Here is a 25023-nt window from a genome sequence, read left to right on the forward strand (position 1 = left end):
CCAAAGGTGAGTTCCATATCGCCGCGGACGTCTCCGAGCGAAACGGACACGGCCGAACGCCCCGCGCTGTGGCGCCGGCCACGGGCGATGTTCTGGACCGCGGCCGGTCTGGCGGTCCTCGGCTTCCTGGTCGCGCTGGAGATCGCCGCGCGCCGCATCGGCGTCGAGGGACCGATGACCAGTCAGGTCAAGGACCTCTGGTACGCCCCCAAACCGGGACCGCTCTACGCGGGCCTCGCGCTGCTGATGGTGGTGCTCACCTGGCGCGAGCGCCTCCTCGCGGCGGGCGTCGCGATCGGCATCGACGTCGTCTTCGCCCTGATACGCGGGGCGTTCGGCATCGCGGCCCCCAGCGAGTACTTCCTCGGCAGCGGCGCGCTCTGGGTGATCCTGGCGTTCGCGGTCATCGCCGTGACCCGCCGCACCGGCGCCGAACGCACCCTCCTGCTCAAGGGCGTCGGACTCGCCTTCCTGCTCATAGCGGGCCGCAAGACCGGTGACACCTGGCTGATCATCACGGCCAAGACCCGCACGATGGTGCTCGATCCCTACGTCGCCACCGCCGACCGCGCCCTCGGCGACCCGTCATGGCTGGTCGGCCGGATGCTCGAGGCCACCGGGCCGGTCGGCAACACCGTCGTCCAGCTCGTCTACGCCCAGCTCGCCGTGGCCGCCGTCGTCGTCGCCCTGTACCAGCTGCGCGGCGTGGCCGCCGAACGCCGCTTCCCACGCCACCACCTGGTCCGTACCTTCCTGGTCATCGGACTGCTCGGCCCGGCCTTCTACATGATCTTCCCGGTGGTCGGCCCCGTCTTCGCCTACGGCCCCGGCGCGTCCGGAACCGGCGGCGTGGAGTGGGCACTGCTCAACCTGTGGCCCCACACCCCGCCACCCCTCGGCACCCCGCACCCCATCCCGTACGACGGACTCACCCCCCGCAACTGCATGCCGAGCCTGCACACGGCCTGGAGCATCGCGATCTTCATCCACACCCGCAGGGCCCCACGCCTGCTGCGCCACGCCGGCACCTTCTGGCTGGTCGCCACCCTCACCGCGACCCTCGGCTTCGGCTACCACTACGGCGTGGACCTGCTCGCCGGCGTGGTGTTCGCGCTGACGATCGAGGGGGCGCTGCGCGCACAGGAGCGCGGCTGGGACAGACCGGCGACCGCGCTGGTCTCCTACGGCACGACGGTGTTCGCGGCCCTCCTGCTGAGCTACCGCTACCTGCCCGTGGAGATGGCCGTGCACCCGCGTATCTGGGGACCGCTGCTGGTCCTCGTGACGGCCTCGGTGGTCTACGTCTACCTCCGCACGACCAGGCTCTGGGACGCGGAGACGAAGCCGGCGCCGGCCCGGCAGCCGAGCCCGCACCCCGAACCGGCCTGACATCCGGCACGGAGGCTGGGCCCGGTCGAGGACCGGGCCCCGCCTCCGTCACGAACCTAGTTCCGGTACCGGAACACGATCCGCCCCCGCGCCAGGTCGTACGGCGGCAGCTCGACCAGGACCCGGTCGCCCAGCATGATCCGGATGTAGTGCTTGCGGATCTTCCCGCTGATGTGCGCGAGCACCTGGTGCCCGTTCTCCAGCTCCACGGTGAACATGGCGCTGCGCAGGCACTCGACGACCCTGCCCTCGACCTCGATGACGTTCTTGGGCCCGGTCATCGGACCAGCTCCAGTGCGTTGCCCACCGGCCGCGCCCCGGCGCCACGGAACAGCGCCGACGCCGCCGCGTTCGAGGCGTCGACCTCGGTCCACGCCTCGGAGATCCCGGCCCGGTGGAGCACGCCCAGCGCGTGGGCGAGCAGCGCCCGCCCCACGCCGCGACGGCGTTCACCGGCCCGTACCGCGAGCAGCCCGATCCGCGGCCGCTTCACCCGGACCACGCGGATCAGTCCCAGATGGCGTTCGGGCGTCGCGGCCACCGCGTACAGCGACGGGTCGACGATGGTGTCGCCCTCCGCGCGGGGCACCACCTCCGCGGGCATCGACCGCCAGCCGACGGTCGCCTCGACCTCGGCACGGACGGCGCGGTCCACCTCCCGCAGCATCCCCTCGTCCGCCCGCCCGGCGGGCACGAGGGTCACACCCTGCGGCGGTACGACCGCACCCAGCCCCGTGACCTCCGGATCGGTGGGTACGGCGTACTCCACTTCCCGGCGCGCTACCGTGAAACCGGCCCGCCGCCAGGCCGCCGTCAGCTCGGTGTCGGCCTCGTCGACCACGGTGTGCAAGGGCGCCGGAAGCGCCCCGGTCATCGCCTCGGCGAGCCGCGCGAAGGCGGCGTCGTGCCAGGCGTCGACGCTGATGAACAGACGTCCGTCCGGCCGGTGCTGCAGATGCCCCCGGCCGACCACCAGGTCGTCCTCCAGGGCGTGCCACTGCCCGTACGCGACGCGGGTGACCGGCGTCGCGTGTCCGGCCGGACCTGTCGCGTGAGTTCTCGAATCCATCGGAGTCCCCTTCCAGGAGAGCCTCGATCTCAGGCGCTCCCGGCGACACCGAAGGTCAGCCGTCGGACCGTGACGGGATGAGGGAGCACCCATGGGTGACTGTGTTCACGGGTCTCACCTCCTACGGCGATCGGACGGTCCACCGCGAACCTAACAGCGGCGCCGTGGGCCGCTCCACCCATTAACGGCCCTGCCGGGGCGGGGACTCCGGGGGTAGGGTCCCGGTGTGCGTCGATCTTCCCGGCGGCGACAGGTGACGTCACAGTCCGACGCCACCTGTTCGCCCGTGTCGAGGGGCCGCGCGGCGGGCCGGGCACGGCGGGGTCCTGGACTCCTGGGGCGAGGACCTGGACCTGATGCGCCCCTGGTAGACCCCGCCGGCCCGCTCAGGCGCGGCGCGGCTTGCCGTCGGAGAACAGCCAGGTCTGGAACAGGCCGTCCAGCCGCTTGCCCGACATGGCTTCGGCGAGCTTCACGAACTGGGCCGTCGTGCCGTGCCCGTCGCGGTGGGCCGTCGCCCAGGCCCGCAGGACGCGCAGGAACGTCTTGTCACCGACGGCGCGCCGCAGTTCGTGCAGGGCCATCGCGCCGCGCGCGTACACGGGCGTTCCGAAGATGTTCTCGCCGCTGCCCGGATCGGCGGGCGGGTACGCCCAGAGGTCGTCGCTCGCGGGGCGGGCGTACAGGGCGTCGAAGGTCTTCTGCGCGCTGTCGCCGCCGTGCTGCTCGTCGTACAGCCATTCGGCGTACGTGGCGAAGCCCTCGTTGAGCCAGATGTCCTTCCACGTGGTCAGGGACACCGAGTCGCCGAACCACTGGTGGGCGCTCTCGTGCACCAGGGTGGGAAGGTCGGGCGCGGAGTCGTACAGCGGCCGGGTCTGGGTCTCCAGGGCGTAGCCGACGTCCGGGGCGTGGTCGACGATCGCCCCGGCCGCGCGGAACGGGTACGGCCCGAACACCTTGCTCTCCCAGGACAGCACCTCGGGCAGCTTCTTCAGCACCGGAGCGGCGGCCCGGGCCTCCCGCGGGTCGACGGCGTTGTAGACCTTGACGCCGTCGCGGGTGGTGTACTGCTCGACCTTGAACGTGCCGACGGTGACGGTGGCCAGGTAGGCGGCCATGGGTTCGGCCGCGTGCCAGCGGAACGTGGTGCGGCCGTGCGCGGTGCGCTGCCCGCGCAGCACGCCGTTCGCCACCGCCGTACGTCCCTTGGGCACGGTGACGGTGAAGTCGTAGGCCGACTTGTCGGTGGGGTGGTTGTTCACTGGGAACCACGTCATCGCGCCCTGCGGCTCGCCCGCCACGAACGCGCCGTCGTCGGTGGGGATCCAGCCGTCGGGGGAGCCGTCCGGGTCGGTGACCGGCTTCGGGGTGCCGTGGTACTCGACGGTGACGCGGAACGCCCGGCCGGCGGACAGCGACCGGCGCGGGGTGACGACGAGTTCCTGCCCGGAGCGGCGGAACTCCGCCGGCGCGCGGTCGACGGTGACCGAGGTGACCTTCAGGCCCTTGAGGTCGAGGTCGAAGCGGCTGAGGCGCTGTGTGGCGCGGGCGGTGAGGACGGCCCGCCCCTCCAGCCGCCGGCTGCCGGTGTCGTAGCGCAGCGTCAGGTCGTAGTGCCCCACGTGGTAGCCGCCGTTGCCGGCCAGCGGGAAGTAGGGGTCACCGACGCCCGCCGCACCGGTGCCGTGGGCCACCGCGGGTCCCGCGCCGGCGAGGAGCGCCCCCACGGTCACGGGGACGGCGGCGAGGAGCGCCTTGCGGGGGAGCAGGGCGGGTATGCGCCGGGCGGGCCGGGTGCTCGGTGACGTCACGGGAACTCCTGAAGGGGGGTGGCTGGAGATCGGCTGGCCGCCAGACTAGAGGCGGCGCGAGCCCGGTTTTCCCATGTTCAGGTCAATTTCTGCGGGCGCGCCGCCCGGAGTGGGCCGTCCAGCAGTCACCCTCACCCGCGCGGGTGGCCACGCGTGCGCGCGGCGGACGAAGGGGTGGGGGCCCGTCGTCCGCCGCGCGGCTGCCATCCGTCAGCTGAAGGGGATCACCACCACGGACTTGTCGGTGCCGGTCTGCAGCTTCGAGGAGCCGTTGCCGATGGCGCTCCACACCTCCAGGCGCACGGTGCCGCCCTTGAGGTTGCCGAGGGTGCCCGTGCTGGACCTGAGGCCCCGGGCCTGGCTGTACTCCTCCCACCCGGTGACCGGGTCGGTGGCGAAGTAGTTGTACGTCTCCGTCCGGTCGAAGGTGCCGTCACCGGTCAGGTCGTAGCTGATCCGGGCCTGCTGGCCGAGGCCGACCGTGGTGCCCGCGTCGACCTGGAGCCGGAAGGTGGTGCCGGCGCCCGAGGTGAGCGTGCCGTTGACTCCCCGCGCCTCGTAGACGAGGGGCTGGTACGGCGTGCCGTCGTGGTTGGCGCCGCCCGCCGACGGGATGGTGTCACTGCCCGCCGTGCCGCCGGTCGCCGTCGTGAGGACGCCACCGCCGCGCAGCTGGAAGACGTTCCCCGTCGGCGGGTCCGGATCGGGGTCGGGGTCGGGGTCCTGCGATCCGGACCCCGTGCCGCTGGCCGTCGAACGCGCGGGCACCGACAGCGTCTTGCCGTCGGAGAACGTCACGGTCCGGGCCGACGAGCCGTGGTTGTGGGCCACGTAGGTGCGGGTCGAGCCCTTGGTGAAGACGGCGGACGTCGGGATGTCACCGGTGACGGAGGCGTCCGGGGCGCCCAGCGCGTCGAGGGTGCCGATCCAGTGGTACGTGTGCGCCTTCGACTCGCCCTCCTCCGGGGTGTAACCGCCGTTCCCGGCATCCCACTTGGACTTGGCCGTCGCCGGGTCGGCGAAGGACTGGAACTCCCAGAGGATGTCCCGCCATTCGACGGCAGGGCCGCCGTTCTCCCGTTCCATCTCGGCGATGTTGCGCCGGATCGCGGCCTTCTCCCCGCCGAGGTGGAGCGAACCACCGGTCACGGGAAAGACGTTGATACCGTGGATCTCCTCGGGGTTGGCCGTCCACCAGGTGGCGTAGGCGGCGCCGCTGCCCCACACCATGCCGGCCGTGTCGTGCCCGAAGGACGACGGGAAGACCTGCTCGTCGGCGTCGAACCAGTACTGCGCGATCGCCTCCGACTCGGTGGTCAGCAGGAACGTGCCGAGGTCGCGCAGGGAGGTGTCACCGGTGGCCGAGCCCCACAGGACGAGGGCCGCGCTGAGGTTGGTGGACTCGGAGGACGACTCCTGGTTGTTGCCGGCGGCGAACCCCTGGTGCCCGGAGGCCCAGCTGTGCCCGGCGTAGATGTCGAAGCCGCGCAGGAAGGGGAACGCGGAGTCGGTGCGGCTCGGGTTCGCGGTGTCCCGGACGAGCGTCTTGACCATGCCGCCCCACGCGGAGTCGGCGGCCCAGGACGGGTCGTACTGGGCGACGATCGCCGCCGCGTAGACGTAGTAGCCGTAGTGGAAGTGGTGGTCGTTCAGCTCGGTGTCGCTGCCGTAGGAGGCGGGGTAGCCGGTGAGCGTCTTCCAGTCCTTGTCGTAGCTGAACTCGTTGGCGCCGCCCGCCGTGAACCAGTCCTGCAGCTTGCCCTTCATCAGGCTCAGCATCCGGTCGCGGATGCCGGTCTCCCCGATCTGCTCGGCGACGGGCACCAGTTGGGCGAGCCGGCCGAGCGCCTTGCCCGTCCAGTACGTGTCGGCCGCGCCGGAGAACGGGTCGGAGGCGTTGACGACGTCGTTCAGGTAGCCGCGCAGCCGTGACGCGTCCACCCCGTTCGACTTGGGCAGCGCGGGCAGCACCGCCGACGCCTTCTGGGTCGTGCTGAACGAGGTCCCCTCGCGGACCTTCATCGTGCCGCGCGGCGAGACATAGGTGTACGAGGTCAGCGCGTCCGAGGTGTGCAGCCACTGGTGGCGGTAGAGGGCCTGGAGCGTGCCGCGCTCGCTGCCCTCCTTGGCCTCCGTGGTGAGGGTGTACGTCGCCCGCACGGTGCCGCCGCTGTAGCTCCAGGTCGCCTTGGAGTCGGTGACGAAGCTGAAGGCGTACTTCGTGAAGGTCGCCAGGGCGCCGGTGGACGGCAGTACGGCGACGGAGAAGTAGTCCTTGCCACCGAGACCCGCGGTGACGGTGGAACCGGAGACGTTCCAGTCGCTGCCGCTCGGCGCGAACAGCGCGTAGTGGTGTCCGGCGACGGTGATGCCGAGGACGTTGCCCTGGTCGGCGAAGACGGTCGGCGCGCCGGCGGTGGTGATCTGGGCGTTGCCGCCCGTGCCCTTGGCGTATACGAACGGGGAGCCGTGGCCGATGGTGGTTCGCAGGGTGCGGGTGCCGTCGGACCACAGGGGGGTGACCGTCCAGTCGGACCAGTCGTCGGCCTTGGTGTCGGGGGAGTTGAGGCCGGTCAGTCCGATGGTGAGGTCACGCTTGTGCGCGAACTCGTACTGGCGTCCGTCGCCGACGATCGCCGGGGAGGTCGGGTAGCCGACGTCGAGGCCGCCGGACGTGGCCTGGTAGGTGAGCGGGTGGCCGTACATGGGGGTCGACCACGGGTTGTCGCCGTACCGCTGGAAGGCCAGGGAGGACCACCAGTCGTTGGTGGGGACGGGCCGGTTCCGGGCGGCGGCCGTCACCTTGGGGGTGACGGGTGTTCCTGTGTTGGTGGTGGGGCCCGACGTGCCGGAGGGCCGCGTGTCGGAGTAACTGCCGGAGCCTACGGGCACGGTGGCCGCGGCCGCGGGACTGGCGGCCGGGCCCAGCCCGAAGGTGGCGAGAGCTGAGGCCAGCAGCAGGACGGCCGCCGGTCTGGTGCGTGGGGATCGCATGGGGCACCTCAAGTCTTCACAGGAGGGGAGTCCGAGAGTTTGAGAGCGCTCTCAGATGGCCGGAACGTAAATGCTGGGTAATGAGCGTGTCAATGCGTTGAACGCAGCCGGTAGTTGAAATCCGTTTTGTCTTCGCAGGTTGACGGTCGGATGGGAAGGGGGTTGTGACGTGGGGGAGTTGGGGCGGGGCGGCTGTGCGGCTCGGGGCGCGGGAGCGTCGGGCCGCCTCCGCGACCGGGGCCCCGCGGCGGTGCGCGGGTGAGCGAGGGGGGGGAGGGTGCGCCCGCCGCCGGCCATGGCGGAAAAGCTCGGCCTTCCGCAGGGCAGGTAACAGCTGTTACCATGCCCGCATGGCGAAGACACAGCTGGGCGCGCGCGTGGACGAGGACATCGCGGACCTCGCGAAGAAGCGCGCCGCGGACCTGGGGCTGAGCGTCGGGGACTACCTCGCCCGGCTCGTGCAGGACGACGCAAGCGGGCTGCGCGCCCGCGCCGTGGAGGCCGCCGGACGGTTCCTCGCGGAGCACCAGGCGATCTTCGACGAGGCCGAGGACGCCGGGCAGGCGCGGGCAGCCGGGGGAGCGCGCGCCGCCTGATGGATCTGCACATCGACGTCCCCTGGATCCTGCAGGTCACCGAGATCGCCGGGGCGGACGACCCCGCGCCCGACGACTACGGCGTCCCCGTCTCGGCGGTCGCCCGCCACCGGGCGGAGCTGTTCGAGCAGCCCGTCTACGACAGCCCCTACGCCAAGGCCGCGGCCCTGGTGCACACGCTCGGGCGGTGCCGCTGGCTGGAGCGCTCGAACATGGCCGTGGCGGCCGCGACCGGCGTCATGTACCTGGAGGCGGCGGGGATCACGGTCAAGCCGGCCCGCGAGCACGCCGTCGCCCTCAAGGACCTGCTCCTGGACCCGACATGCACGGCAGGACGGATAGCGACGCTGCTACGCGGCTGGCCGACGGCTACCTGACCGGCGGGTGAGTCGTCCCGGGTGCCGGGGCGCATGTGGCCCGGTCGCGGGTGCGGCTTCCGTGGATCCTCAGGCTCGCCCGGTGTTGTGCCCGGAACGTACTGTGCCGATGGGTTGCCGTGACTCGTCGGGTGGTCCTGAACGATCACGCACTCTCTGTGTCAGACCCCCTCGCTACGGTCGGAGCATGAGAGCTACGGCAACTTTCACCGTCAAGGCGTTCGTCCCGACCGAGCTGAAGCCCGAGCCGGATGTGCCCACCGGGCTGCCCGTGGGGGTCGCGACGATGGAGAAGACCTACGAGGGAGAGGTCGTCGGTCGCTCGGCGACCTTGTTCACGGCCGCGTTCGACCAGGCGACCGGCGTCGGCACCTATGTGGCGATGGAGTCGTTCGAAGGCTCGCTGCACGGACGCGAGGGCGCCTTCAACTTCGTGCACTCCGCGACCACGTCCGGCAGTGACCGCACGGCCGAGTTCTTCACCATCGTGCCGTCCAGCGGTACCGGCGAGCTTGCGGGGATCACCGGTGCCGGGGGGATGGCCGTCGATGCCGACGGCACGCATCGGATCTGGTTCGACTACGACCTCGGCTGAGGGCCGCGGCCGGTGCGCCCCGACGGCTCAGGTCAGCACCAACCACCTACGGCCGTCGAGGAGTTCGCGTGCCGCGTCGAGATGCCCGGCGTGGCACGCCGTCTCGGTGATGACGTGCAGCAGGACGTCCCGGACGGTGTGCAGGTGCGGTGGGCCGAAGAGGTGGTGGGGCCACCAGGCCGGCCCGGCGTCCGCGTCCGAGGCGGCCACGACGGCATCGGCGAGGCTTGCCTCGGCGCGGTACCGGTCGAGCACTTCGGTGTGCGGCACGTCGGGGGACACCTGCCAGGCGTCCTCGATGTCGTCCAGGGCCTCGATGACGGCCGGGTCGCCGCTGACCACGGCCTGGAACCAGAACCGCTCGACGTCGAGCGCCAGGTGCTGGACGAGCCCCAGGCAGCTCCACCCCGACGGCAGCACGGGCTGCCGCAGCGCCTCCGGGTCCAACCCGTCGAGTATGCCGAGGACATGGCGGCGCTGGGCGTCCAGGAAGGACAGCAGGGCCTGGATCTCGGTCCTCGCGGGCGCGGTCACTGCGCGATCTCCCAGATGTGGCCGCCCGGATCCTTGAAACTGGCGGTACGGATGCCCCAGGGGCGGTCCATGGGGCCGTTCAGCAGCGTCACACCGCGAGCGGTCAGCTCCTTGCACATGGCGTCCACGTCGTCCACGGGAAGCGTCAGCTGAAGGCGGGAGCCGGAGTCCGGGGCGGCGACGCGCGCCGGGTCGATCAACTCGTGCGCGGCGGTGGACCGCAGCAGGTTGATGAGGGTGTTCCCGAAGTCGAACACGGCCGACTCGTCGTCCTCGTACGTCACCGGCAGACGAAACACGTCGGCGTAGAAGCGTTTCGTGGCCTCCAGGTCCTCCACGAAGAGGGTGAGGGCGCTGATCTTTCCGGGCCACGGGGATTCGGTCGTCGCATGGGTCACGGAGATCGAGGATCTCGCACCGGGGCGTCCGCTGTATAGCGGACGGCTGAATCGCCCCTACTTCCTCGACGGGGCCGGGACGGGCTCGGCGCGTCACTGATGGAGCGTCAAAAGGCCCTTCGGAGCGACATGTCCGCGTGGACGCGACGCAGCGCGGACAGCGGGTCCCGTGCGCGCGTGACCGATCGTCCCACCACCACATGGGAGGCCCCGTCAGTGATCGCCGCACGCGGTGTCGCCGGGCGGGCGTGTTCGGCGGCCGACTCCCCGGGCATGGTGACTCCCGGGGTGACGATCAGCGCGTCGGCGCCCAACAGCGCCCGCAGCGGCGCCACCTCCCGCGGCGAGGCGATCACCCCGTGGCAACCGGCCTCCCCCGCCAGCCGCGCCAGCCGCAGCACCTGCCCCTGGGCCGAGCCGGAGACGCCGATGTCGGCCAGGTCGGAGTCGGTCGTCCCCGAGCCGATCGACGACGGCCTGAGCGGCTTCTCGGGTGTCGCAGTCCAGTGCCACGATGACCTGACGGGTGGGATCCATGGCGTCATTGTCGTCGCACGGCGATCACCGGACCCGATCACCCAACCCGATCACCGGACCCGATCACCGGACCCGATCGCACCCCCTCATGCGACGATCCCGGCATGAACGATCTGCGCTTCCGGCTCGCCGAGGCGGCCGACCTCGGCACGCTGGTCCGGCTTCGTGACGACGCCGCCCGCTGGATGCTCGCCCACGGCATCACCGGTCAGTGGCAGCCCGGCCAGCTCGACCAGGACCACTTCAGCCGGGTCATGGACCGGGGCGAGGTCTGGATCGCGGAGGCGGAGGCGGAGGCGGACGCGGGGGCCGGGGGCCGTGTCGTCGGCGCCTGGGAGCTGTGGTGGGACGACGAGGACGCCTGGGGACCGCAACCGCCGGTCGCGGGCTACGTGCACCGGCTCATGGTCGACCGCGCCACCGCCCCGCCCGGGACCGGCCGCACCCTGCTGCGGGCGGCCGAGTGGCGCGTGGCCGAGACGGGCCGGGCGTTCGTGCGCCTGGACTGCCTGGCCGGCAACGCCCGTCTGCACGCGTACTACCTGGCCGCCGGATACCGCGTCGTCGGCCACAAGGCCGGCAAGCCCCAACCGGGCGGTGCGCCCAAGTCGTTCACCCTCATGGAGAAAGCCGGCGACGGTCCCACCACAGCACCGCCCGCGACCTGACCGTCACACCGCGGCCATGATCGCCCCCGTGACCGCCGTCACGGCCGGGGTCGCCCGGCCCGGCAGGCGGGCCACGAGGATCCGGCGGATCTCGGGGGCCGCGCCTTCGACGCGCAGCAGGCTCACCCCGGGCGGAAGCAGCGGTGCCAGCCGGGCGGGCACCGTCGTCACGCCGAAGCCGCCGGCGACCAGGTGCAGCTTGGTCAGCCAGTCACGGGTGGAGTGCACGACACGCGGTCGTGCGGGCAGACCCGGCCAGACGCCGAGCAGCGGCTCCGACCGCGCGGACGGCGCGGCGATCCAGGGCGCGTCGGCCAGCTCGTCGACGTGCACGGCCGTGCGGCCCGCGAACGCGCCGCCCGAGGGCGCGGCCACGACCAGCTCGGTGTCCTCCACGGTCTCGGTGTGCAGCCGGGGCGACTCGCCGTCCGGCGGCCGGTGCGGCGGGCGGGACGTCAGGACGGCGAGATCGACGGAACCCGCGCGCAGGGCACGGGTCAGACCGGGCGTCGTGCCCTCGACGGTCGTGACCGTGACGTGCGGATGGGACGCCGCCAGCCGTCCGAGCATGACGGGCAGGACGACGGATCCGGCGCTGAGGAACACCCCGAGCCGTACGACCTCGGTGTGCGGGGCGTTACCGGTCAGTTCCTGCTCGGCCGCCGTGAGGGTGTCCAGGATCGTGCGGGCGTGCCGCAGCAGCGTCAGCCCGGCGGGAGTGAGCCGCACGCCGTCGGAGCGCCGTTCGAACAGGGTGGTGCCCGCGCCGCGCTCGAGCGAGGCGGCCTGGCGCGAGACCGCCGACTGCGTGTAGCCGAGCCGCGCGGCGGCCGCCGTGAAACTACCGGACTCCGCGATCTGCTGCAGGACCCGCAGGCCCGAACTGGAGACATCCATGACGCATACGCATACCACGCATGCGTGATCGTCGCTTCCCGCATGCCCCTGTGGCGCCTAGCGTCGATCCCGCGGTCCCCGTCTTCCGCTGACAGGGACGATTACGGAGGTCATGACATGCGCGCTGCGGTTCTGACGGCGTTCGGCGCCCCGCTGAAGGTGCGGGAGATACCCGATCCCGAGCCGGTGGGCGGGGAGGTGCTGGTCGATGTGCTGGCCGCCTGCGTGCTCCCGTACGCGGCCGAGGTCTTCGGCGGCGTACGGAACTACCCCCTGGTCCCGCCGGTCGTTCCCGGCCTGGGCGGCGTGGGACGCGTCGTGCGCACCGGCCCGGACGCCACCCGGCTGCGCGCCGGAGACCTGGTCTGGTGCGATCCGACGGTGCGCTCCCGGGACGACGCCCTCACGCCCGACATCGCGCTCCAGGGCTGGAGCTCGCGCGGTGACGGCGGCGCCGCGCTCGCCCGGCACCTGCGCGACGGCTCCTACGCCGAGCTGATGCGCGTCCCGACGGAGAACGTCTTCCCGCTGCCCTCCGCCGCCGGGGACGACCCTGCCCGCTGGGCCGCGCTCGCCGTGCACATGGTGCCCTACGGCGGCCTCCTCGCCGGCGAGCTGAGGCCCGGGGAGACCCTGCTCGTCAGCGGCGCCACCGGGAACTTCGGCAGCGGCGCTGTCGCGGTCGGCCTCGCGATGGGCGCGGGCCGTGTGGTCGTCCCCGGCCGCAACCGGGACGCGCTCGCCCTCCTCACCGACCGGTTCGGGCCCCGTGTCCGTCCCGTCACGCTGACGGGGGAGGAGGCCACCGACCGTGCCGCGATGTCCGAGGCCGCCGACGGCCCGATCGACCTGGTCATCGATCTGCTCCCGCCGAGCGCACCCAGCTGTGCGACCCGCGCCGCGGCCATGACCGTCCGCGAATACGGCCGTGTCGTCCTCATGGGAGGCGTCGGCATGTTCGGCGGCGACGACCTGGCGCTGCCCTACCCCTGGATCATGCGCAACTCGATCACCGTGCGCGGCCAGTGGATGGCCCCGCGCACCGCCAACGTCGGCCTCATCCGGCTCCTCGCCTCCGGCGCGCTGGACCTCGCCCCGGAACGCGTCCGGTCGTTCCCGCTCGACGCCGTCAACGAGGCCGTCGCGCACGCCGCCGCGCACCCCGGTCCGTTCGACCGCACCGCCCTCACCCCACGCACCGGCTGACGCCTCCGCCGGCGGCCAGAAGGCAACGGACGCACGAGAGTGCGCATTTGGATCGAGCGACGACACGACCGTCGCCGTCGGCACGCGGTGACAGCGGCGATGACGGCGGTGCTGACAGCGGCGATTCCCGCAACCCGGTGCTCCCCAGGCAACGGTTGAGCATCCAAGTTACTTTGTATCGGTACGCCTCTCATGGGGGAAAGGGCGCGCTTTCACATGCCGCGACCTGCCTGTCTCCCTTCGTATCCAGCTGGAGGTTCCCATGCTCAAGGGATACACTGTTCCGCTTTCCCCGAAGGGCGAGGCGAACGAGGCCCCCGCGCCCCCCTGGCATTACGCCGGAGACGTCATCGGCGTCGAATACTTCACCGATCCGGCGGCCGCGGAGGCGACGCTTCCCGAAGTGCTGACCCCGGATCCGGAATCGTCCGGCCGGGTCGTCGCCTATTTCTTCGACTGGCAGTTCAACGGGGAGAACGACGAATACCTCGACCCGGTCTACAGCCAGTACCGCGAGTTCTTCGTGCTCGTCGACGCCCACTACGACGGGCGGCCCGTCTCCTGGTGCCCGTACATCTACGTCGACAATCACCACGCCCTGGCGCGCGGGCTGGTTCAGGGGTTTCCGAAGAAGATCGGGCAGGTGCACCAGACCCGGGTCTTCGCCTCACCGGGGAAGGCGTCCCCCACGCTGTCGCCCGGCGCCCGCTTCGGCGCCAGCGTCTCCTGCGACGAACGGACACTCGCGCAGGCCAGGATCACCCTGGAGAAGCGCCTGGAGGACCCGACGCCCCTGCTGAGCCGGGACACCATCAATCTGCGGCATTTCCCGACGCTCGAAGTCGGCAAGTACGACAAGCCGGCGGTCCACGAACTGGTGCGGATGGAATACGCCGATCAGCAACTGGCCGACGTGTGGATCGGCAGCAGCGAGATCGAGCTCTTCCAGGCCCCTCGCGAGGAACTCGGCGATCTCCGCCCGGTGCGCGCCGGCATGGGATTCCGGGGTTCGATGTCCTACAACGTGAAGCAGGTGTTCCCGCTCACCTGACCTGAAAGGGGCGCTGCCCCCTCCGGTATTCCGGCAGCGAACTCCCGCCAGCACACAGAACAGTTAGGTGCGCCAGATGAGCACGACAGTTGCCGACTGCATGGTCGAGGCCCTCGCCGCCTCCGGAGTACGCCGTGTCTACGGTCTCCCCGGCGACTCCCTCAACGGATTCACGGACTCCCTGCGCCGCAACGGCACCGTGCGGTGGGCGCACGTACGCCACGAGGAGAGCGCCGCCTTCGCCGCAACCGGTGAGGCGGCTCTCACGGGTGAACTCGCGGTCGTCGCGGGCAGTTGCGGTCCCGGCAACCTGCATCTGATCAACGGTCTGTACGACGCCCAGCGCAGCCGGGTGCCGGTCCTGGCGATCGCCGCCCACATCCCGGCCGAGGAGATCGGCGGCGAGTACTTCCAGGAGACGCACCCGCAGGAACTGTTCCGCGAGTGCAGCGTCTACGCCGAACTGGCCGCGACCGGCGACCAGGTGCCGCGGCTGCTGCGGATCGCGATGCGCACGGCCCTGGAGCGCCGGGGCGTCTCCGTCCTCGTCGTCCCGGGCAACATGCTGCTCGCCCGAGGCGACACCGCGGCGTTCTCCCATCCCGTCCGGGCCACGGCCTCCCACGTCACCCCGTCCTCCACCGCCCTGGAGGCGGCCGCGGACGTCCTCAACCGTGCCGAGCGCGTGACCATCCTGGGCGGGGCCGGATGTCAGGGCGCCCACGACGAGGTCATGAAGCTGGCCGGTGCGCTGAAGGCCCCGATCGTGCACGCGCTGCGCGGCAAGGAGTTCCTGGAGTACGACAACCCGTACGACGTGGGGCTGACCGGGCTGATCGGCTACAGCTCCGGGTACCGGGCGATGGAGCACTGCGACGCCCTGCTCATGCTCGGCACCGACTTCCCCTACCGGCCGTTCTATCCCGCCCCCGACGTCCCCGTCGTCCAGGTCGACATCCGAGGCGAGCACATCGGACGCCGGGTCGGCGTCAAGGTGCCGCTGGTCGGCACGGTCAAGGACACCGCCGCCGCCCTGCTGCCGCTCATCCGGGCCAAGGACGACACGAAGTTCCTCGACAAGCTCACCGGGCACTACCGCACGGTGCGCTCCCGCCTCGACGACCTCACCGAGGGCAAGCCGTCCGCGTCGGTGATGCACCCGCAGCAGGTCGCGGCCGCCGTCGACCGGCACGCCTCCGCCGACGCCGTCTTCACCGCGGACGTCGGCACCCCCACCGTGTGGGCGGCCCGCTACCTCACGATGAACGGCCGGCGCCGGCTCATCGGCTCCTTCAACCACGGCAGCATGGCGAACGCCCTGCCGCAGGCCATCGGCGCCCAGTGCGCCTCGGGGAATGGGCGGCAGGCCGTGGCCCTGTGCGGGGACGGCGGGCTCAGCATGCTGCTGGGCGAGCTGATCACCCTGCGCCACCTCGACCTGCCCGTGAAGGTCATCGTCTTCAACAACCGGGCCCTGTCGTTCGTGGAGCTGGAGATGAAGGCCGGCGGCATCGTCAACTACGGCACCGACCTGGAGGACGTGGACTTCGGCGCGGTCGCCCGCGCGATCGGCCTCTTCGGGGCGCGCGTCGACCGGGCCGACCAGCTCGAGGAGACGCTGCAGAAGGCGTTCGCGCACGAGGGACCGGCGATCGTGGACGCGCGCACGGCCCGCCAGGAGCTCTCCCTGCCGCCGAACATCACGTTCGAGCAGATGAAGGGCTTCACGCTGTTCGCCACGCGCACGATCCTCACCGGGCGGGGGGACGAGATCGTCGAACTGGCCAAGACGAACCTGCGCCAGCTGCCCCTGATGTGACGCCTCGTCAAAGCCGTTGTGCCGCCCACACCATCGCCGCGACCGAGCGGTCGACGTCCGCCTCGGTCGTGGCGTGGCCGGAGACCGAGATGCGCATCAGCCGCCGCCCGCGCCAGGTCGTGGCCCCCACCCAGCAGGTGCCGTCCTCCTGCACCGCCTGGACGACGGCGTCCGTGCGGGCGTCCGACCCGAAGCCGACGAGGACCTGATTGAGCGTCACCTCGTTGACGACGTCGAAGCCCGCCGCCGACAGGCCCTCGGCGAAACGCCGGGCGAGCGCGCAGCAGCGGTCCACGAGTTCCGTGACGCCGTCACGGCCGAGTTCACGGAGTGCCGCCCAGGTGGCGAAGCCCCGTGCGCGGCGGGACGACTCGGCGGTGTAGTCGGCGCCACCGGCCGGCGTCGCGTCGGCCCGCGTGAGATAGGACGCGGAGTACGACAGGGCGTCGGCGTGGACGGCCGGCCGGGAGCAGAAGGCGTACCCGCAGTCGTAGGGGACGTTGAGCCACTTGTGCCCGTCGCACGCCCAGCTGTCGGCCCGTTCGACCCCGTCGACGAGGTGCCGGGTCGCCGGGCTCGCGGCCGCCCACAGGCCGAAGGCGCCGTCCACGTGCACCCAGCCGCCGACCGCGTGCGTGAGGTCGCAGGCCGCCCGCAGGTCGTCGCAGGCGCCGGTGTTCACGTTGCCGGCCTGCGCGCACACGATCGTGAGCGCGTCCGGGTCGGCTGACAGGACGCGGCGCAGGTCGTCGGGGTCGAGCGCCCCGCGGTCGTCGGCGCGTACCGGCTGCAGGCAGTCGGTGCCCAGGCCGAGCAGGCGCAGGGAGCGGTCGACGGTGGCGTGCCGCTCGGCGCCCGCGACCACCCGCAGGCGCGGGGCACCGGCCAGGCCGCGGCGTCCGACGTCCCAGCCGGCCTCGGCGAACAGGTGCTGCCGGGCGGCCGCGAGACCGGCGGTGTTGGCGGCCTGGCCGCCCGTGACGAACCCGACGGACGCCGTCGCGGGCAGTCCGAGCAGTTCCTTCAGCCGCCCTCCCGCCGCCTCCTCGGCGGCGATCGCGGCGGGGGAGAGCACGGCGTTGAAGGCGTTCTGGTCCCAGCCCGCGGTGAGGATGTCCGCGGCCGTGGCGGCGGGCAGGGCACCGCCGACGACGAACCCGAAGAAGCGCGGCCCGGCGGAGGCGACGAGTCCCGGATCGGCGGCGGCCACCATGTCGTCGATCACCGTGCGCGGGTCGGTGCCCGGGCGGTCGAGGGGCGCGGCGAAGGCGGCCCGCAGGGCCGCGTGGTCCACGGGCCGGGCCACCGGCCGCTCGGACAGTGAGCGGCGGTAGCCGGCGGCCTGCTCGGCGGCGTGGCGGAGGATCTGCGTCAGCTCGTCCATGGCCACACCGTAACCACCCGCCGGGAGGCCCGGAAGCGGCCGATCGGAGACGATCCGGCCCCCCGGACGTCACGGCGAGCGATGCGGCGACGGGCACCGCGTGACCGGTGTCTCACCGCGTCCACGTTGCTATGCAACGAGGTGCATAGCAGGATCGGGGGCATGGCCCTCGAGCACGCGATCCTCGTCTCCCTGCTGGAGAAGCCGGGCTCCGGCTATGAACTGGCCCGGCGGTTCGAACGGTCCATCGGGTACTTCTGGACCGCCACCCACCAGCAGATCTACCGCGTGCTCAAGCGCATGGAGAGCGACGGCTGGGTCGACGTCCGGGACGTCGCGCAGTACGGGCGTCCGGACAAGAAGGAGTACTCGGTCGCCGCCGCGGGCCGTCAGGCCCTCTCCGCGTGGCTCGGCGAACCGACCGAACCCGAGAGCGTCCGCCACGACCTCGCCGTCAAGGTGCGCGGCGCCGCCTTCTCCGACCCGGCGGCCCTCATCGACGAGGTCGAACGGCACCGAGAGGCCCACACCGCCCGCCTGGCCCACTACCGCGCGGGGGAGAGCCGCGACTTCGGCACACCCCCGGCGGACGGCGGACTCGACGCCGAACGGGAACTCCAGCACGTCGTGCTGCGCGGCGGCATCGCCTACGAGCAGATGATGATCGCCTGGCTCGACGACGTCCTCGCCACGCTCGCCCGGTTCCGCACCGGCGACTGACCGGTGCAGCGGACACCCCCCGGGCCACGGCCCGGACCCACCCTCACCCCTCCCAGCCGAAAGGCGGCTTCCATGGCCGACGCGCTGCTCTTCAACCCGCGGACCTACGACCCCGCGCACTTCGATCCGGAGACCCGCAGGCTGCTGCGCGCCACCGTCGACTGGTTCGAGGAGCGCGGCAAGCGCCGGATCATCGAGGACTACCGCACCCGCGCCTGGCTCGGCGACTTCCTCGCGTTCGCCGCCAAGGAGGGCCTCTTCGCGACCTTCCTCACCCCCGCGTCGGCGGCCGGTGAGGGTGAGGGCGACAAGCGCTGGGACACCGCCCGCATCGCCGCGCTCAACGAGATCCTCGGCTTCTACGGCCTCGACTACTGGTACGCCTGGCAGGTCACCATCCTCGGCCTCGGCCCCGTCTGGCAGAGCGGCAACGCCGCCGCGCGCGCCCGCGCCGCCGAACTCCTCTCCCAGGGCGAGGTGTTCGCCTTCGGCCTGTCCGAGAAGACCCACGGCGCCGACATCTACTCCACCGACATGCTCCTCGAGCCCGACGGCGAGGGCGGCTTCCGGGCCAGTGGCTCCAAGTACTACATAGGCAACGGCAACGCCGCCGGACTGGTCTCCGTCTTCGGCCGCCGCACCGACGTCGAGGGCCCCGACGGGTACGTCTTCTTCGCCGCCGACAGCCGCCACCCGGCCTACCAGCTGGTGAAGAACGTCGTCGACTCCTCCAAGTACGTCAGCGAGTTCCGCCTGGAGGAGTACCCGGTCGCGGCCGAGGACGTCCTGCACACCGGACGGGCCGCCTTCGACGCCGCGCTGAACACCGTCAACGTCGGCAAGTTCAACCTGTGCACCGCCTCGATCGGCATCTGCGAGCACGCGATGTACGAGGCCGTCACGCACGCCCAGAACCGCATCCTGTACGGCCGTCCCGTCACCGCCTTCCCGCACGTGCGCCGCGAACTGACCGACGCGTACGTCCGGTTGGTCGGCATGAAGCTGTTCAGCGACCGGGCCGTCGACTACTTCCGCACCGCCGGCCCCGAGGACCGGCGCTACCTCCTCTTCAACCCGATGACGAAGATGAAGGTGACCACGGAGGGCGAGAAGGTCATCGACCTGATGTGGGACGTCGTCGCGGCCAAGGGCTTCGAGAAGGACAACTATTTCGCCCAGGCGGCCGTCGAGATCCGCGGCCTGCCCAAGCTGGAGGGCACCGTCCACGTCAACCTGGCCCTCATCCTGAAGTTCATGCGCAACCACCTCCTCGACCCGGTCGCCTACGAGCCCGTCCCGACCCGCCTCGACGCCGCCGACGACGACTTCCTCTTCCGTCAGGGCCCGGCGCGCGGCCTCGGCTCGGTCCGCTTCCACGACTGGCGGCCGGCCTTCGACGCCTGCAGCCACCTGCCCAACGTCGCCCGCTTCCGCGAACAGGCCGACGCGCTCTGCGAGTTCGTGCGCACGGCCGCTCCGGACGAGGAGCAGAGCCGGGACCTCGACCTGCTCCTCGCGGTCGGCCAGCTCTTCGCGCTCGTCGTCCACGGGCAGCTGGTCCTGGAGCAGGCAGCCCTCTCGGACCTCGACGAGGACGTCCTCGACGAGCTGTTCGCCGTCCTGGTACGGGACTTCTCCGCGCACGCCGTCGAACTGCACGGCAAGGACTCCGCGACCGAGGACCAGCAGCGCTGGGCCCTCGGCGCGGTCCGGCGCCCGGTCGTCGACGGCGACCGCTCGGAGCGGGTCTGGCAGCGCGTCGAGGCGCTGTCGGGGGAGTACGAGATGATGCCCTGAGGCCGCGGCGACTCACCGACGTGACCCTGGCCCGGGTGCGGAAGCCCCCGGGCCAGGGTGTGCTCACGGTCCTTCGGGCCGGATCACCAGATCCCGCTGCGGACGTACGGGTTGACCGCCCTGAGGTTGCTGTCGTAGCTGGCCCTGAACACGTAGTTCGGGTCGGACTGGGTGAGCCACCCGGACGTGTGCGTGTAGCCGGTGCCGTCCGAGAGGTAGGTGGCGTCGGCGAAGGACCAGCTCCGGCCGCCGTCCGTGCTGATGTCCAGCCAGACCCAGCCGCGCGGGTCCCAGCCGGACCCCTGGATGCTTCCCCAGCCGTACTGGTAGCCGCCGTAGTAGCCCGAGCGGATCTCGATGACGATGCTGCCCCTTTGGTTCGGGGCGTGGGTCAGGCGGTTGGTCGTCACGAACACCTGGTCGGTGTTGATCGTCCCGGGCGGTGCCGCGTGAGCGGGTGTGGCGAGCGCCGAGACGCCCAGGGCGCCGAGCGACCCCGCCACCGCCGCGGACCCGGCCGATCTCAGTAACGTCCTTCGATCCATGGAGCGGCTCATCGGTTCCCCCTGTCGAGGCCATGGTCTGAGAAGCGCGGACGCCGACCTGCGCGAGGCGTCCACGGCCGACCCTAGGCGAGGGAACGGGCGCACGGTCCCTGACAGATGTCAGGGGCCGCAGACGGGTGTTGATCGACTTCACCGGTCCGCGAAAGACTGTGCGCATGATGCGTACGGGGGTTCGCACGGTGCTCGGTGCCGTGCTGGTGTCGTTGCTGGCGAGTGCGGCCTGTACGGCGGAGGGTCCGCCGAAGGCGAGCGGCAGTGCCCGGATCGAGGTCGACAGACCCGTGGCCTTCGCCGACGAGCCGGTCCGCCTCCGTGTGACCGGGCTGCACGCAGGGGAACCGGTCACCGTCACCTCCCGGGCCGTCGACGGCGACGGGCTGGAGTGGACGGGCCGCGCCCGGTACACGGCCGACGGCGACGGCGTCGTGGACCTGTCACGACGCCGCCCGGAGAGCGGGACGTTCCAGGAGACCGACGGCATGGGCCTGTTCTGGTCGATGCGTCCGACCAAGGGGGAGGCGGACGAGACCTGGTTCGCCTCGGGCCCGGCCACCCGCCGGCCGTCGTACGAGGTGCGGTTCGCGGTGCGCGGCGGCGACCGGGAGATCGCGCACCGCACGGTGACCCGGCGGTGGCTGGCCGACGGGGTCCGGCACGAGCGGCTCACCGTCGAGGACGACCAGCTGGACGCCCTGCTCTTCCTGCCGCCGTCCGGCACCGCCCGCAAGGCCCCGGTTCTGCTGTTCGGCGGTTCGGAGGGGGGACGCGCCTTCGACCAGGAGGCCGCGCTTCTCGCCTCGCGCGGCCATCCGGCGCTGTCCCTCTGCTACTTCGCCTGCGCGGGCCGGCCGAAGGAACTGCGCGACATCGAGCTGGAGTACTTCGTCCGCGCCGCGCGCCTGCTGCGCGGCCGGTCCGGCGCCGAGCGGGACGGGCTGGCGGTCATGAGTGGCTCGCGCGGCAGCGAGGCGGCCCAACTGCTCGCCCAGTACCACCCGGACCTGGTCCGGGACGCGGTGGTGCTCGCGCCGGGCACCCGCACCGTCTTCCCGGGGACCGACGGCGTGAGCTGGACACGTGCGGGCCGGCCCGTGCGGTTCGAGACGATCCCGCTGGACCGGGTGCGCGGCACCGTCCTGGCCGTGGCGGGCGACCAGGACCGGTTGTGGCGCTCGGCCGACGCCGCCGAGAGCATCGCCGCACGGACCAACGCCTCCGGCACCCGGCACCGGGCGCTCGTCCACGAGGGCGCCGGCCATGGGGTCGCCGGTGTGCCGTACCAGGCGAGCGGCCGGTACACCCACGACCCGGCGGCGGACCGGTGGATGGATCTGGGCGGCACGGCGGCCGCCGACGCCCGGGCGAAGGCGGACAGCTGGCCCCGGATCCTGCGGCTCCTGGACCGGTGACGGCCCGGTCCGGAAGCCGCGCGACGCCGCCCCCTCAGACGCGTTCGACGTACGCGGCACGCCAGGCGGGGGAGGGGTCCGCTCCGAGCTCGGTCCAGTACTCGCGGCCCTCGGTGATCAGGCCGTCCCGGACCGTCCAGAAGGACGCGACGCGGTGGGTGCCCATCGTGTCGTGCGGCACCTCGACCTCGGACACCACGTCGTGCCCGGACGCCACGACGCGCAGCACCTCGATCGACCACCCCTCCGGGTACTCCGCGTTGACGCGGACGTAGTTCTCCCGGCCCCGTATGCGTTCGCCGCTGACCGGCCAGTCCACGATCACGTCGTCCGCGAGCAGGGCGCCGACGCCCGCCCAGTCGCGTGCCCGCATACGGTCCCACAGCAGCCGGACGGTCTCCGAAGGTTCCATGCCGCCATCCTGCCGGGCACCACTGACAATGCCTCACGGCGTCCGGCCGGGCGGGTCGGCCACGGCGGCCGTGAAGCGCGCGGCGACGGCGGCGACGGCCGCGCGCAGTTCCTCCCCTCCTTCGACGCGGAAGGGGACGGGCAGCACCGCCAGCCACTCCTGCGCGTACATGGCCGGGTTGCGGGTGCTGCCCACCAGGACGCAGCCGTCCCCCAAGGGTTCCAGGCGTCCCATCGGCGGCCGGATCCAGCGGGCCACCTCGGCCGGCGGCAGGTCGAACACCACGCGCGTGGGGTACGCCCAGCCGACGCCCAGGTTCTCCTCCAGCACCGCCACCGGGTCGAGCCCCGCGGGCGGTTCGAACCGTTCCGACGTCACCTCGACCGCGCGGACCCGATCGACCCGGTAGGTGCGGACCGCGTCCGCGCGATGGCTGTGGCACAGCAGGTACCAGCGGCCGTACCGGACGACGAGGGACCAGGGATCGACGTCCGCCTCCCACGCGGCACCGGCCTCGCCGCGGTAGGTGATCCGCACACGGCGGTGGGCCGCGACGGCACCGACGAGCTCGCCGGTGACCGCCGGGTCCGGGCGGGTCGCGTACGGGTCGGGCGCCGCCGAAGCGTACGCGTGCAGCAGGGCCGCCTGACGGCCGACACTCTCCGGCAGGGCCTTGACGACCTTGCCGAGGGCGGCGCTGACCAGGTCCTCGGGGTCGGCGGCGCTCGGCTGGCCGCTGAGGACGGCCATCACCAGGCCGAGCGCCTCGGCCTGCGTGAAGTGCACGGGAGGCAGTCGCGTCCCGCGCCCCAGCCGGTAACCGCCGTGCGGCCCCCGGGTGGACGTCACCGGGATGCCGGCCTCGCGGAGGATCTCCACGTAACGGCGGGCGGCCCGCTCCGTCACGCCCAGCCGCTCGGCGAGTTCGGTCGCCGTCGTACCGGGGCGGACCTGGAGGATCTCCAGGGCGCGCAGGGCCCGGGCGGTGGGGCTGAGGTCGTTCGGCACCCGGGCAGGCTAGTCCGTCCGACCGGACGGCCACCGAACCACCGTCCGGGAATCCGGCAGCCGATCGTCCGGATCTCCTCCTACCGTGGCCACCGTCAACCGGCAGAAGGGGAGAACATCATGGACATCCTGCTCATCGGCGGCCTGTGGCTGGACGGTTCCGTCTGGGGCGGCGTCGCCTCCGCGCTGGAGGGCCACGGCCACCGCCCGGTGCCGCTCACGCTGCCGGGGCAGGGGGACGGGTCCCCGTCCGCCACGCTCGACGACCAGGTGGAGGCCGTGCTCGCGGCCGTGGACGCGGCACCCGGCAAGGTGATGGTGGTCGGGCACTCGGCGGCCTGCTCGCTGGCCTGGCTGGCCGCCGACCGGCGCCCTGACAGGCTGGCCAGGACCGTCCTGATCGGAGGCTGCCCGACCGAGGACGGCAGCCCGTACGCCGACTTCTTCGAGATCACGGACGGCGTCATGCCGTTCCCCGGCTGGGAGCCCTTCGAGGGGGCGGACGCGGCCGATCTCGACGACGAGGCCAGAAGCGCCTTCACGGCCTCCGCGATCCCGGTGCCCGAAGGGGTCGCCAGGGGCGTGGTGCGGCTGACGGACGAACGGCGCTGGGACGTCCCCGCCCTGCTCGTGTGCCCGGAGTTCACGCCCGCGCAGGCCCGCGCGTGGATCGAGGCGGGGGACGTGCCGGAGCTGGCCCGGGCCAAGGAGGTCGAGTACGCCGACATCGACTCCGGTCACTGGCCCATGCTCACCGAACCGGCCGAACTGGCCCGGATCCTGGCCGCGGCGGCCGACGCGGCCTGAGCACCGCACAGCCGGCGTCCTGCGCGGTGTCGTCACCGGTGGTCAGCCCCGCCAGCAGCCGCAGCCCGTCCTCGGCGGCGCTGCCGGGGGCCGCCGACAGCACCACCAGTTCCGCGCCCGCCTCGGACGGCAGCGCGAAGTTCTCCTGGTGCAGTTCCAGCAGCCCGACCAGCGGATGCCGGTACGCCTTGCGCCCGTGCGTGCGCGCCCGTACGTCCGCGCGGGCCCACAGGCGGCGGAACCGTTCGCTGTTCATGGCCAGTTCGCCGATGAGCGTGGCGAGCCGGGGGTCGCCGGGATACACGCCGGCGGCCAGCCGCAGATGCCCGACCACGTCGACCGTGCACTTCTCCCAGTCCGCGTAGAGGCCCTGGCCGGCCTCTTCGAGGAAGATGTGCCGGGCGGTGTTGAAGCCCCGCATCGGGCGGCCGTGCAGGAGTTCGGCGAGATGGTTGCCGGCGAGGACGTCCATACGGTGGTTCATGATCATGGCGGGGGCGTCCGCGACCAGGCCGAGGACGCGCAGCAGTTCCGGCCGCAGCCGTACGCCCGGCGCCTTCGTGTTCCGGCGGCGCTGGCAGGCGAGCCGGTCGAGGTGTCCCCGTTCGGTCTCGTCGAGTCCGAGGACACGGGCGAGCGCGTCCCGTACCTGCTCGGACGGCTGGGTGGCGCGGCCCTGCTCCAGCCGGACGTAGTAGTCGACGCTCACCCCGGACAGATGCGCGACCTCTTCGCGGCGCAGCCCCGCGACCCGGCGGCGGTTGTCGACGGGGATGCCGACGGTCGCCGGGTCGACGCGGGAACGCCGGATGCGCAGGAAGCTCGCAAGATCCTCCATGTCCTCAGTATGGCCCGGCGCCGGCCGGCCCGGTGGCCGTGAGGGTGGTCCTGCCGTTACCAGGAAGTCGTGTCCGGCGGTCACGGCGGCCCTGAACAACGGGCGTCGTGGCGCCCAGGATCGAAGGCGACCGATCCG

25 protein-coding genes are annotated in these 25023 nt (G+C 72.2%); 12 read left to right on the forward strand and 13 right to left on the reverse strand.

From position 1 onward, the window contains the following. Positions 1-87: 87 nt before the first annotated feature. Positions 88-1389, forward strand: coding sequence for a phosphatase PAP2 family protein (locus F8R89_RS34930; RefSeq protein WP_151787772.1), 1302 nt, complete (start codon positions 88-90; stop codon positions 1387-1389). Positions 1390-1445: 56 nt separating this feature from the next. Here F8R89_RS34930 and infA read toward each other — a convergent pair whose 3' ends face one another. The 4 genes from infA to F8R89_RS34950 all read right to left on the reverse strand — a co-directional run bounded on the left by infA (position 1446) and on the right by F8R89_RS34950 (position 7266). Then, positions 1446-1670, reverse strand: a complete 225-nt coding sequence (infA, locus tag F8R89_RS34935; RefSeq protein ID WP_151787773.1) for a translation initiation factor IF-1 — start codon at positions 1668-1670, stop codon at positions 1446-1448. Next, positions 1667-2458 (reverse strand): GNAT family N-acetyltransferase, encoded by a 792-nt coding sequence (locus F8R89_RS34940; RefSeq protein ID WP_151787774.1) that lies wholly within the window; start codon positions 2456-2458, stop codon positions 1667-1669. The genes infA and F8R89_RS34940 overlap by 4 nt, the downstream gene beginning before the upstream one ends. A gap of 386 nt (positions 2459-2844) precedes the next feature. Continuing rightward, positions 2845-4239, reverse strand: coding sequence for a M1 family metallopeptidase (locus F8R89_RS34945; RefSeq protein ID WP_413251302.1), 1395 nt, complete (start codon positions 4237-4239; stop codon positions 2845-2847). A gap of 243 nt (positions 4240-4482) precedes the next feature. Beyond that, positions 4483-7266 carry a glycosyl hydrolase gene (locus tag F8R89_RS34950; RefSeq protein WP_151787776.1) on the reverse strand — a complete coding sequence of 928 codons (2784 nt, stop codon included), beginning with the start codon at positions 7264-7266 and terminating at the stop codon, positions 4483-4485. 350 nt (positions 7267-7616) lie between these two features. Between F8R89_RS34950 and F8R89_RS34955 the strand changes: the two genes are divergently transcribed. The 3 genes from F8R89_RS34955 (at position 7617) to F8R89_RS34965 (ending at position 8834) form a co-directional block, all read left to right on the forward strand. After that, complete coding sequence (locus F8R89_RS34955) at positions 7617-7862, forward strand: hypothetical protein (RefSeq protein WP_151787777.1); 246 nt, start codon at positions 7617-7619, stop codon at positions 7860-7862. Further along, positions 7862-8239: a fic family toxin-antitoxin system, toxin component gene (locus F8R89_RS34960; protein ID WP_151787778.1), complete on the forward strand. Its 378-nt coding sequence runs from the start codon at positions 7862-7864 to the stop codon at positions 8237-8239. Before F8R89_RS34955 ends, F8R89_RS34960 begins: the two co-directional genes overlap by 1 nt. Before the next feature lie 187 nt (positions 8240-8426). Further along, complete coding sequence (locus F8R89_RS34965; RefSeq protein WP_151787779.1) at positions 8427-8834, forward strand: DUF3224 domain-containing protein; 408 nt, start codon at positions 8427-8429, stop codon at positions 8832-8834. A gap of 27 nt (positions 8835-8861) precedes the next feature. Here F8R89_RS34965 and F8R89_RS34970 read toward each other — a convergent pair whose 3' ends face one another. The 3 genes from F8R89_RS34970 to F8R89_RS34980 form a co-directional block, all read right to left on the reverse strand. After that, positions 8862-9368 (reverse strand): DUF664 domain-containing protein, encoded by a 507-nt coding sequence (locus tag F8R89_RS34970; protein WP_192806311.1) that lies wholly within the window; start codon positions 9366-9368, stop codon positions 8862-8864. Next, the gene (locus tag F8R89_RS34975; RefSeq protein WP_192806312.1) at positions 9365-9766 is read right to left on the reverse strand and encodes a VOC family protein; all 402 of its coding nucleotides are present in this window, start codon (positions 9764-9766) and stop codon (positions 9365-9367) included. Before F8R89_RS34975 ends, F8R89_RS34970 begins: the two co-directional genes overlap by 4 nt. Before the next feature lie 107 nt (positions 9767-9873). Beyond that, on the reverse strand, positions 9874-10311 hold the full coding sequence (locus F8R89_RS34980; protein ID WP_151787780.1) for an orotidine 5'-phosphate decarboxylase / HUMPS family protein: 438 nt from the start codon (positions 10309-10311) through the stop codon (positions 9874-9876). A gap of 96 nt (positions 10312-10407) precedes the next feature. On the opposite strand from F8R89_RS34980, the gene F8R89_RS34985 reads away from it, so the two are divergent. Next, positions 10408-10971 (forward strand): GNAT family N-acetyltransferase, encoded by a 564-nt coding sequence (locus F8R89_RS34985; RefSeq protein WP_151787781.1) that lies wholly within the window; start codon positions 10408-10410, stop codon positions 10969-10971. 3 nt (positions 10972-10974) lie between these two features. Here the strand turns inward: F8R89_RS34985 and F8R89_RS34990 are convergent, their stop codons facing one another. Then, entirely contained in the window at positions 10975-11868 is an 894-nt protein-coding gene (locus F8R89_RS34990) for a LysR family transcriptional regulator (RefSeq protein ID WP_151787782.1), read from the reverse strand. Between the two features lie 117 nt (positions 11869-11985). On the opposite strand from F8R89_RS34990, the gene F8R89_RS34995 reads away from it, so the two are divergent. From F8R89_RS34995 to poxB, 3 genes are all read left to right on the forward strand, one after another. Next, a complete protein-coding gene (locus tag F8R89_RS34995; RefSeq protein WP_151787783.1) occupies positions 11986-13074 on the forward strand; it encodes an alcohol dehydrogenase catalytic domain-containing protein in 1089 nt (362 codons plus the stop codon). Positions 13075-13336: 262 nt separating this feature from the next. Next, complete coding sequence (locus F8R89_RS35000; RefSeq protein ID WP_151787784.1) at positions 13337-14125, forward strand: acetoacetate decarboxylase family protein; 789 nt, start codon at positions 13337-13339, stop codon at positions 14123-14125. Positions 14126-14201: 76 nt separating this feature from the next. Further along, complete coding sequence (gene poxB / locus F8R89_RS35005) at positions 14202-15944, forward strand: ubiquinone-dependent pyruvate dehydrogenase (RefSeq protein WP_151787785.1); 1743 nt, start codon at positions 14202-14204, stop codon at positions 15942-15944. 7 nt (positions 15945-15951) lie between these two features. Here poxB and F8R89_RS35010 read toward each other — a convergent pair whose 3' ends face one another. Beyond that, positions 15952-17328 (reverse strand): pyridoxal phosphate-dependent decarboxylase family protein, encoded by a 1377-nt coding sequence (locus F8R89_RS35010; RefSeq protein ID WP_151787786.1) that lies wholly within the window; start codon positions 17326-17328, stop codon positions 15952-15954. Between the two features lie 162 nt (positions 17329-17490). On the opposite strand from F8R89_RS35010, the gene F8R89_RS35015 reads away from it, so the two are divergent. Both F8R89_RS35015 and F8R89_RS35020 read left to right on the forward strand, forming a co-directional pair. Continuing rightward, the gene (locus F8R89_RS35015) at positions 17491-18048 is read left to right on the forward strand and encodes a PadR family transcriptional regulator (protein ID WP_151787787.1); all 558 of its coding nucleotides are present in this window, start codon (positions 17491-17493) and stop codon (positions 18046-18048) included. Between the two features lie 72 nt (positions 18049-18120). Then, complete coding sequence (locus F8R89_RS35020; RefSeq protein WP_151787788.1) at positions 18121-19845, forward strand: acyl-CoA dehydrogenase family protein; 1725 nt, start codon at positions 18121-18123, stop codon at positions 19843-19845. Positions 19846-19928: 83 nt separating this feature from the next. Here the strand turns inward: F8R89_RS35020 and F8R89_RS35025 are convergent, their stop codons facing one another. Further along, positions 19929-20390 (reverse strand): hypothetical protein, encoded by a 462-nt coding sequence (locus F8R89_RS35025; RefSeq protein ID WP_151787789.1) that lies wholly within the window; start codon positions 20388-20390, stop codon positions 19929-19931. A gap of 176 nt (positions 20391-20566) precedes the next feature. Here F8R89_RS35025 and F8R89_RS35030 point away from each other — a divergent pair, with 176 nt between their 5' ends. Further along, complete coding sequence (locus F8R89_RS35030) at positions 20567-21820, forward strand: acyl-CoA thioesterase/bile acid-CoA:amino acid N-acyltransferase family protein (RefSeq protein WP_151787790.1); 1254 nt, start codon at positions 20567-20569, stop codon at positions 21818-21820. A gap of 34 nt (positions 21821-21854) precedes the next feature. On the opposite strand, the gene F8R89_RS35035 is transcribed toward F8R89_RS35030, so the two are convergent. Both F8R89_RS35035 and F8R89_RS35040 read right to left on the reverse strand, forming a co-directional pair. After that, the gene (locus F8R89_RS35035) at positions 21855-22232 is read right to left on the reverse strand and encodes a nuclear transport factor 2 family protein (RefSeq protein ID WP_151787791.1); all 378 of its coding nucleotides are present in this window, start codon (positions 22230-22232) and stop codon (positions 21855-21857) included. Positions 22233-22265: 33 nt separating this feature from the next. Next, positions 22266-23240 (reverse strand): helix-turn-helix transcriptional regulator, encoded by a 975-nt coding sequence (locus tag F8R89_RS35040; protein ID WP_151787792.1) that lies wholly within the window; start codon positions 23238-23240, stop codon positions 22266-22268. Between the two features lie 120 nt (positions 23241-23360). Here F8R89_RS35040 and F8R89_RS35045 point away from each other — a divergent pair, with 120 nt between their 5' ends. Continuing rightward, positions 23361-24047, forward strand: coding sequence for an alpha/beta fold hydrolase (locus F8R89_RS35045; protein ID WP_151787793.1), 687 nt, complete (start codon positions 23361-23363; stop codon positions 24045-24047). Here the strand turns inward: F8R89_RS35045 and F8R89_RS35050 are convergent. Next, positions 23992-24885, reverse strand: coding sequence for a helix-turn-helix transcriptional regulator (locus F8R89_RS35050; protein WP_151787794.1), 894 nt, complete (start codon positions 24883-24885; stop codon positions 23992-23994). The two genes, F8R89_RS35045 and F8R89_RS35050, sit on opposite strands and share 56 nt — an antisense overlap. Positions 24886-25023 lie beyond the last annotated feature (138 nt).

This window comes from Streptomyces sp. SS1-1 (genome assembly GCF_008973465.1).
Lineage (GTDB): Bacteria > Actinomycetota > Actinomycetes > Streptomycetales > Streptomycetaceae > Streptomyces.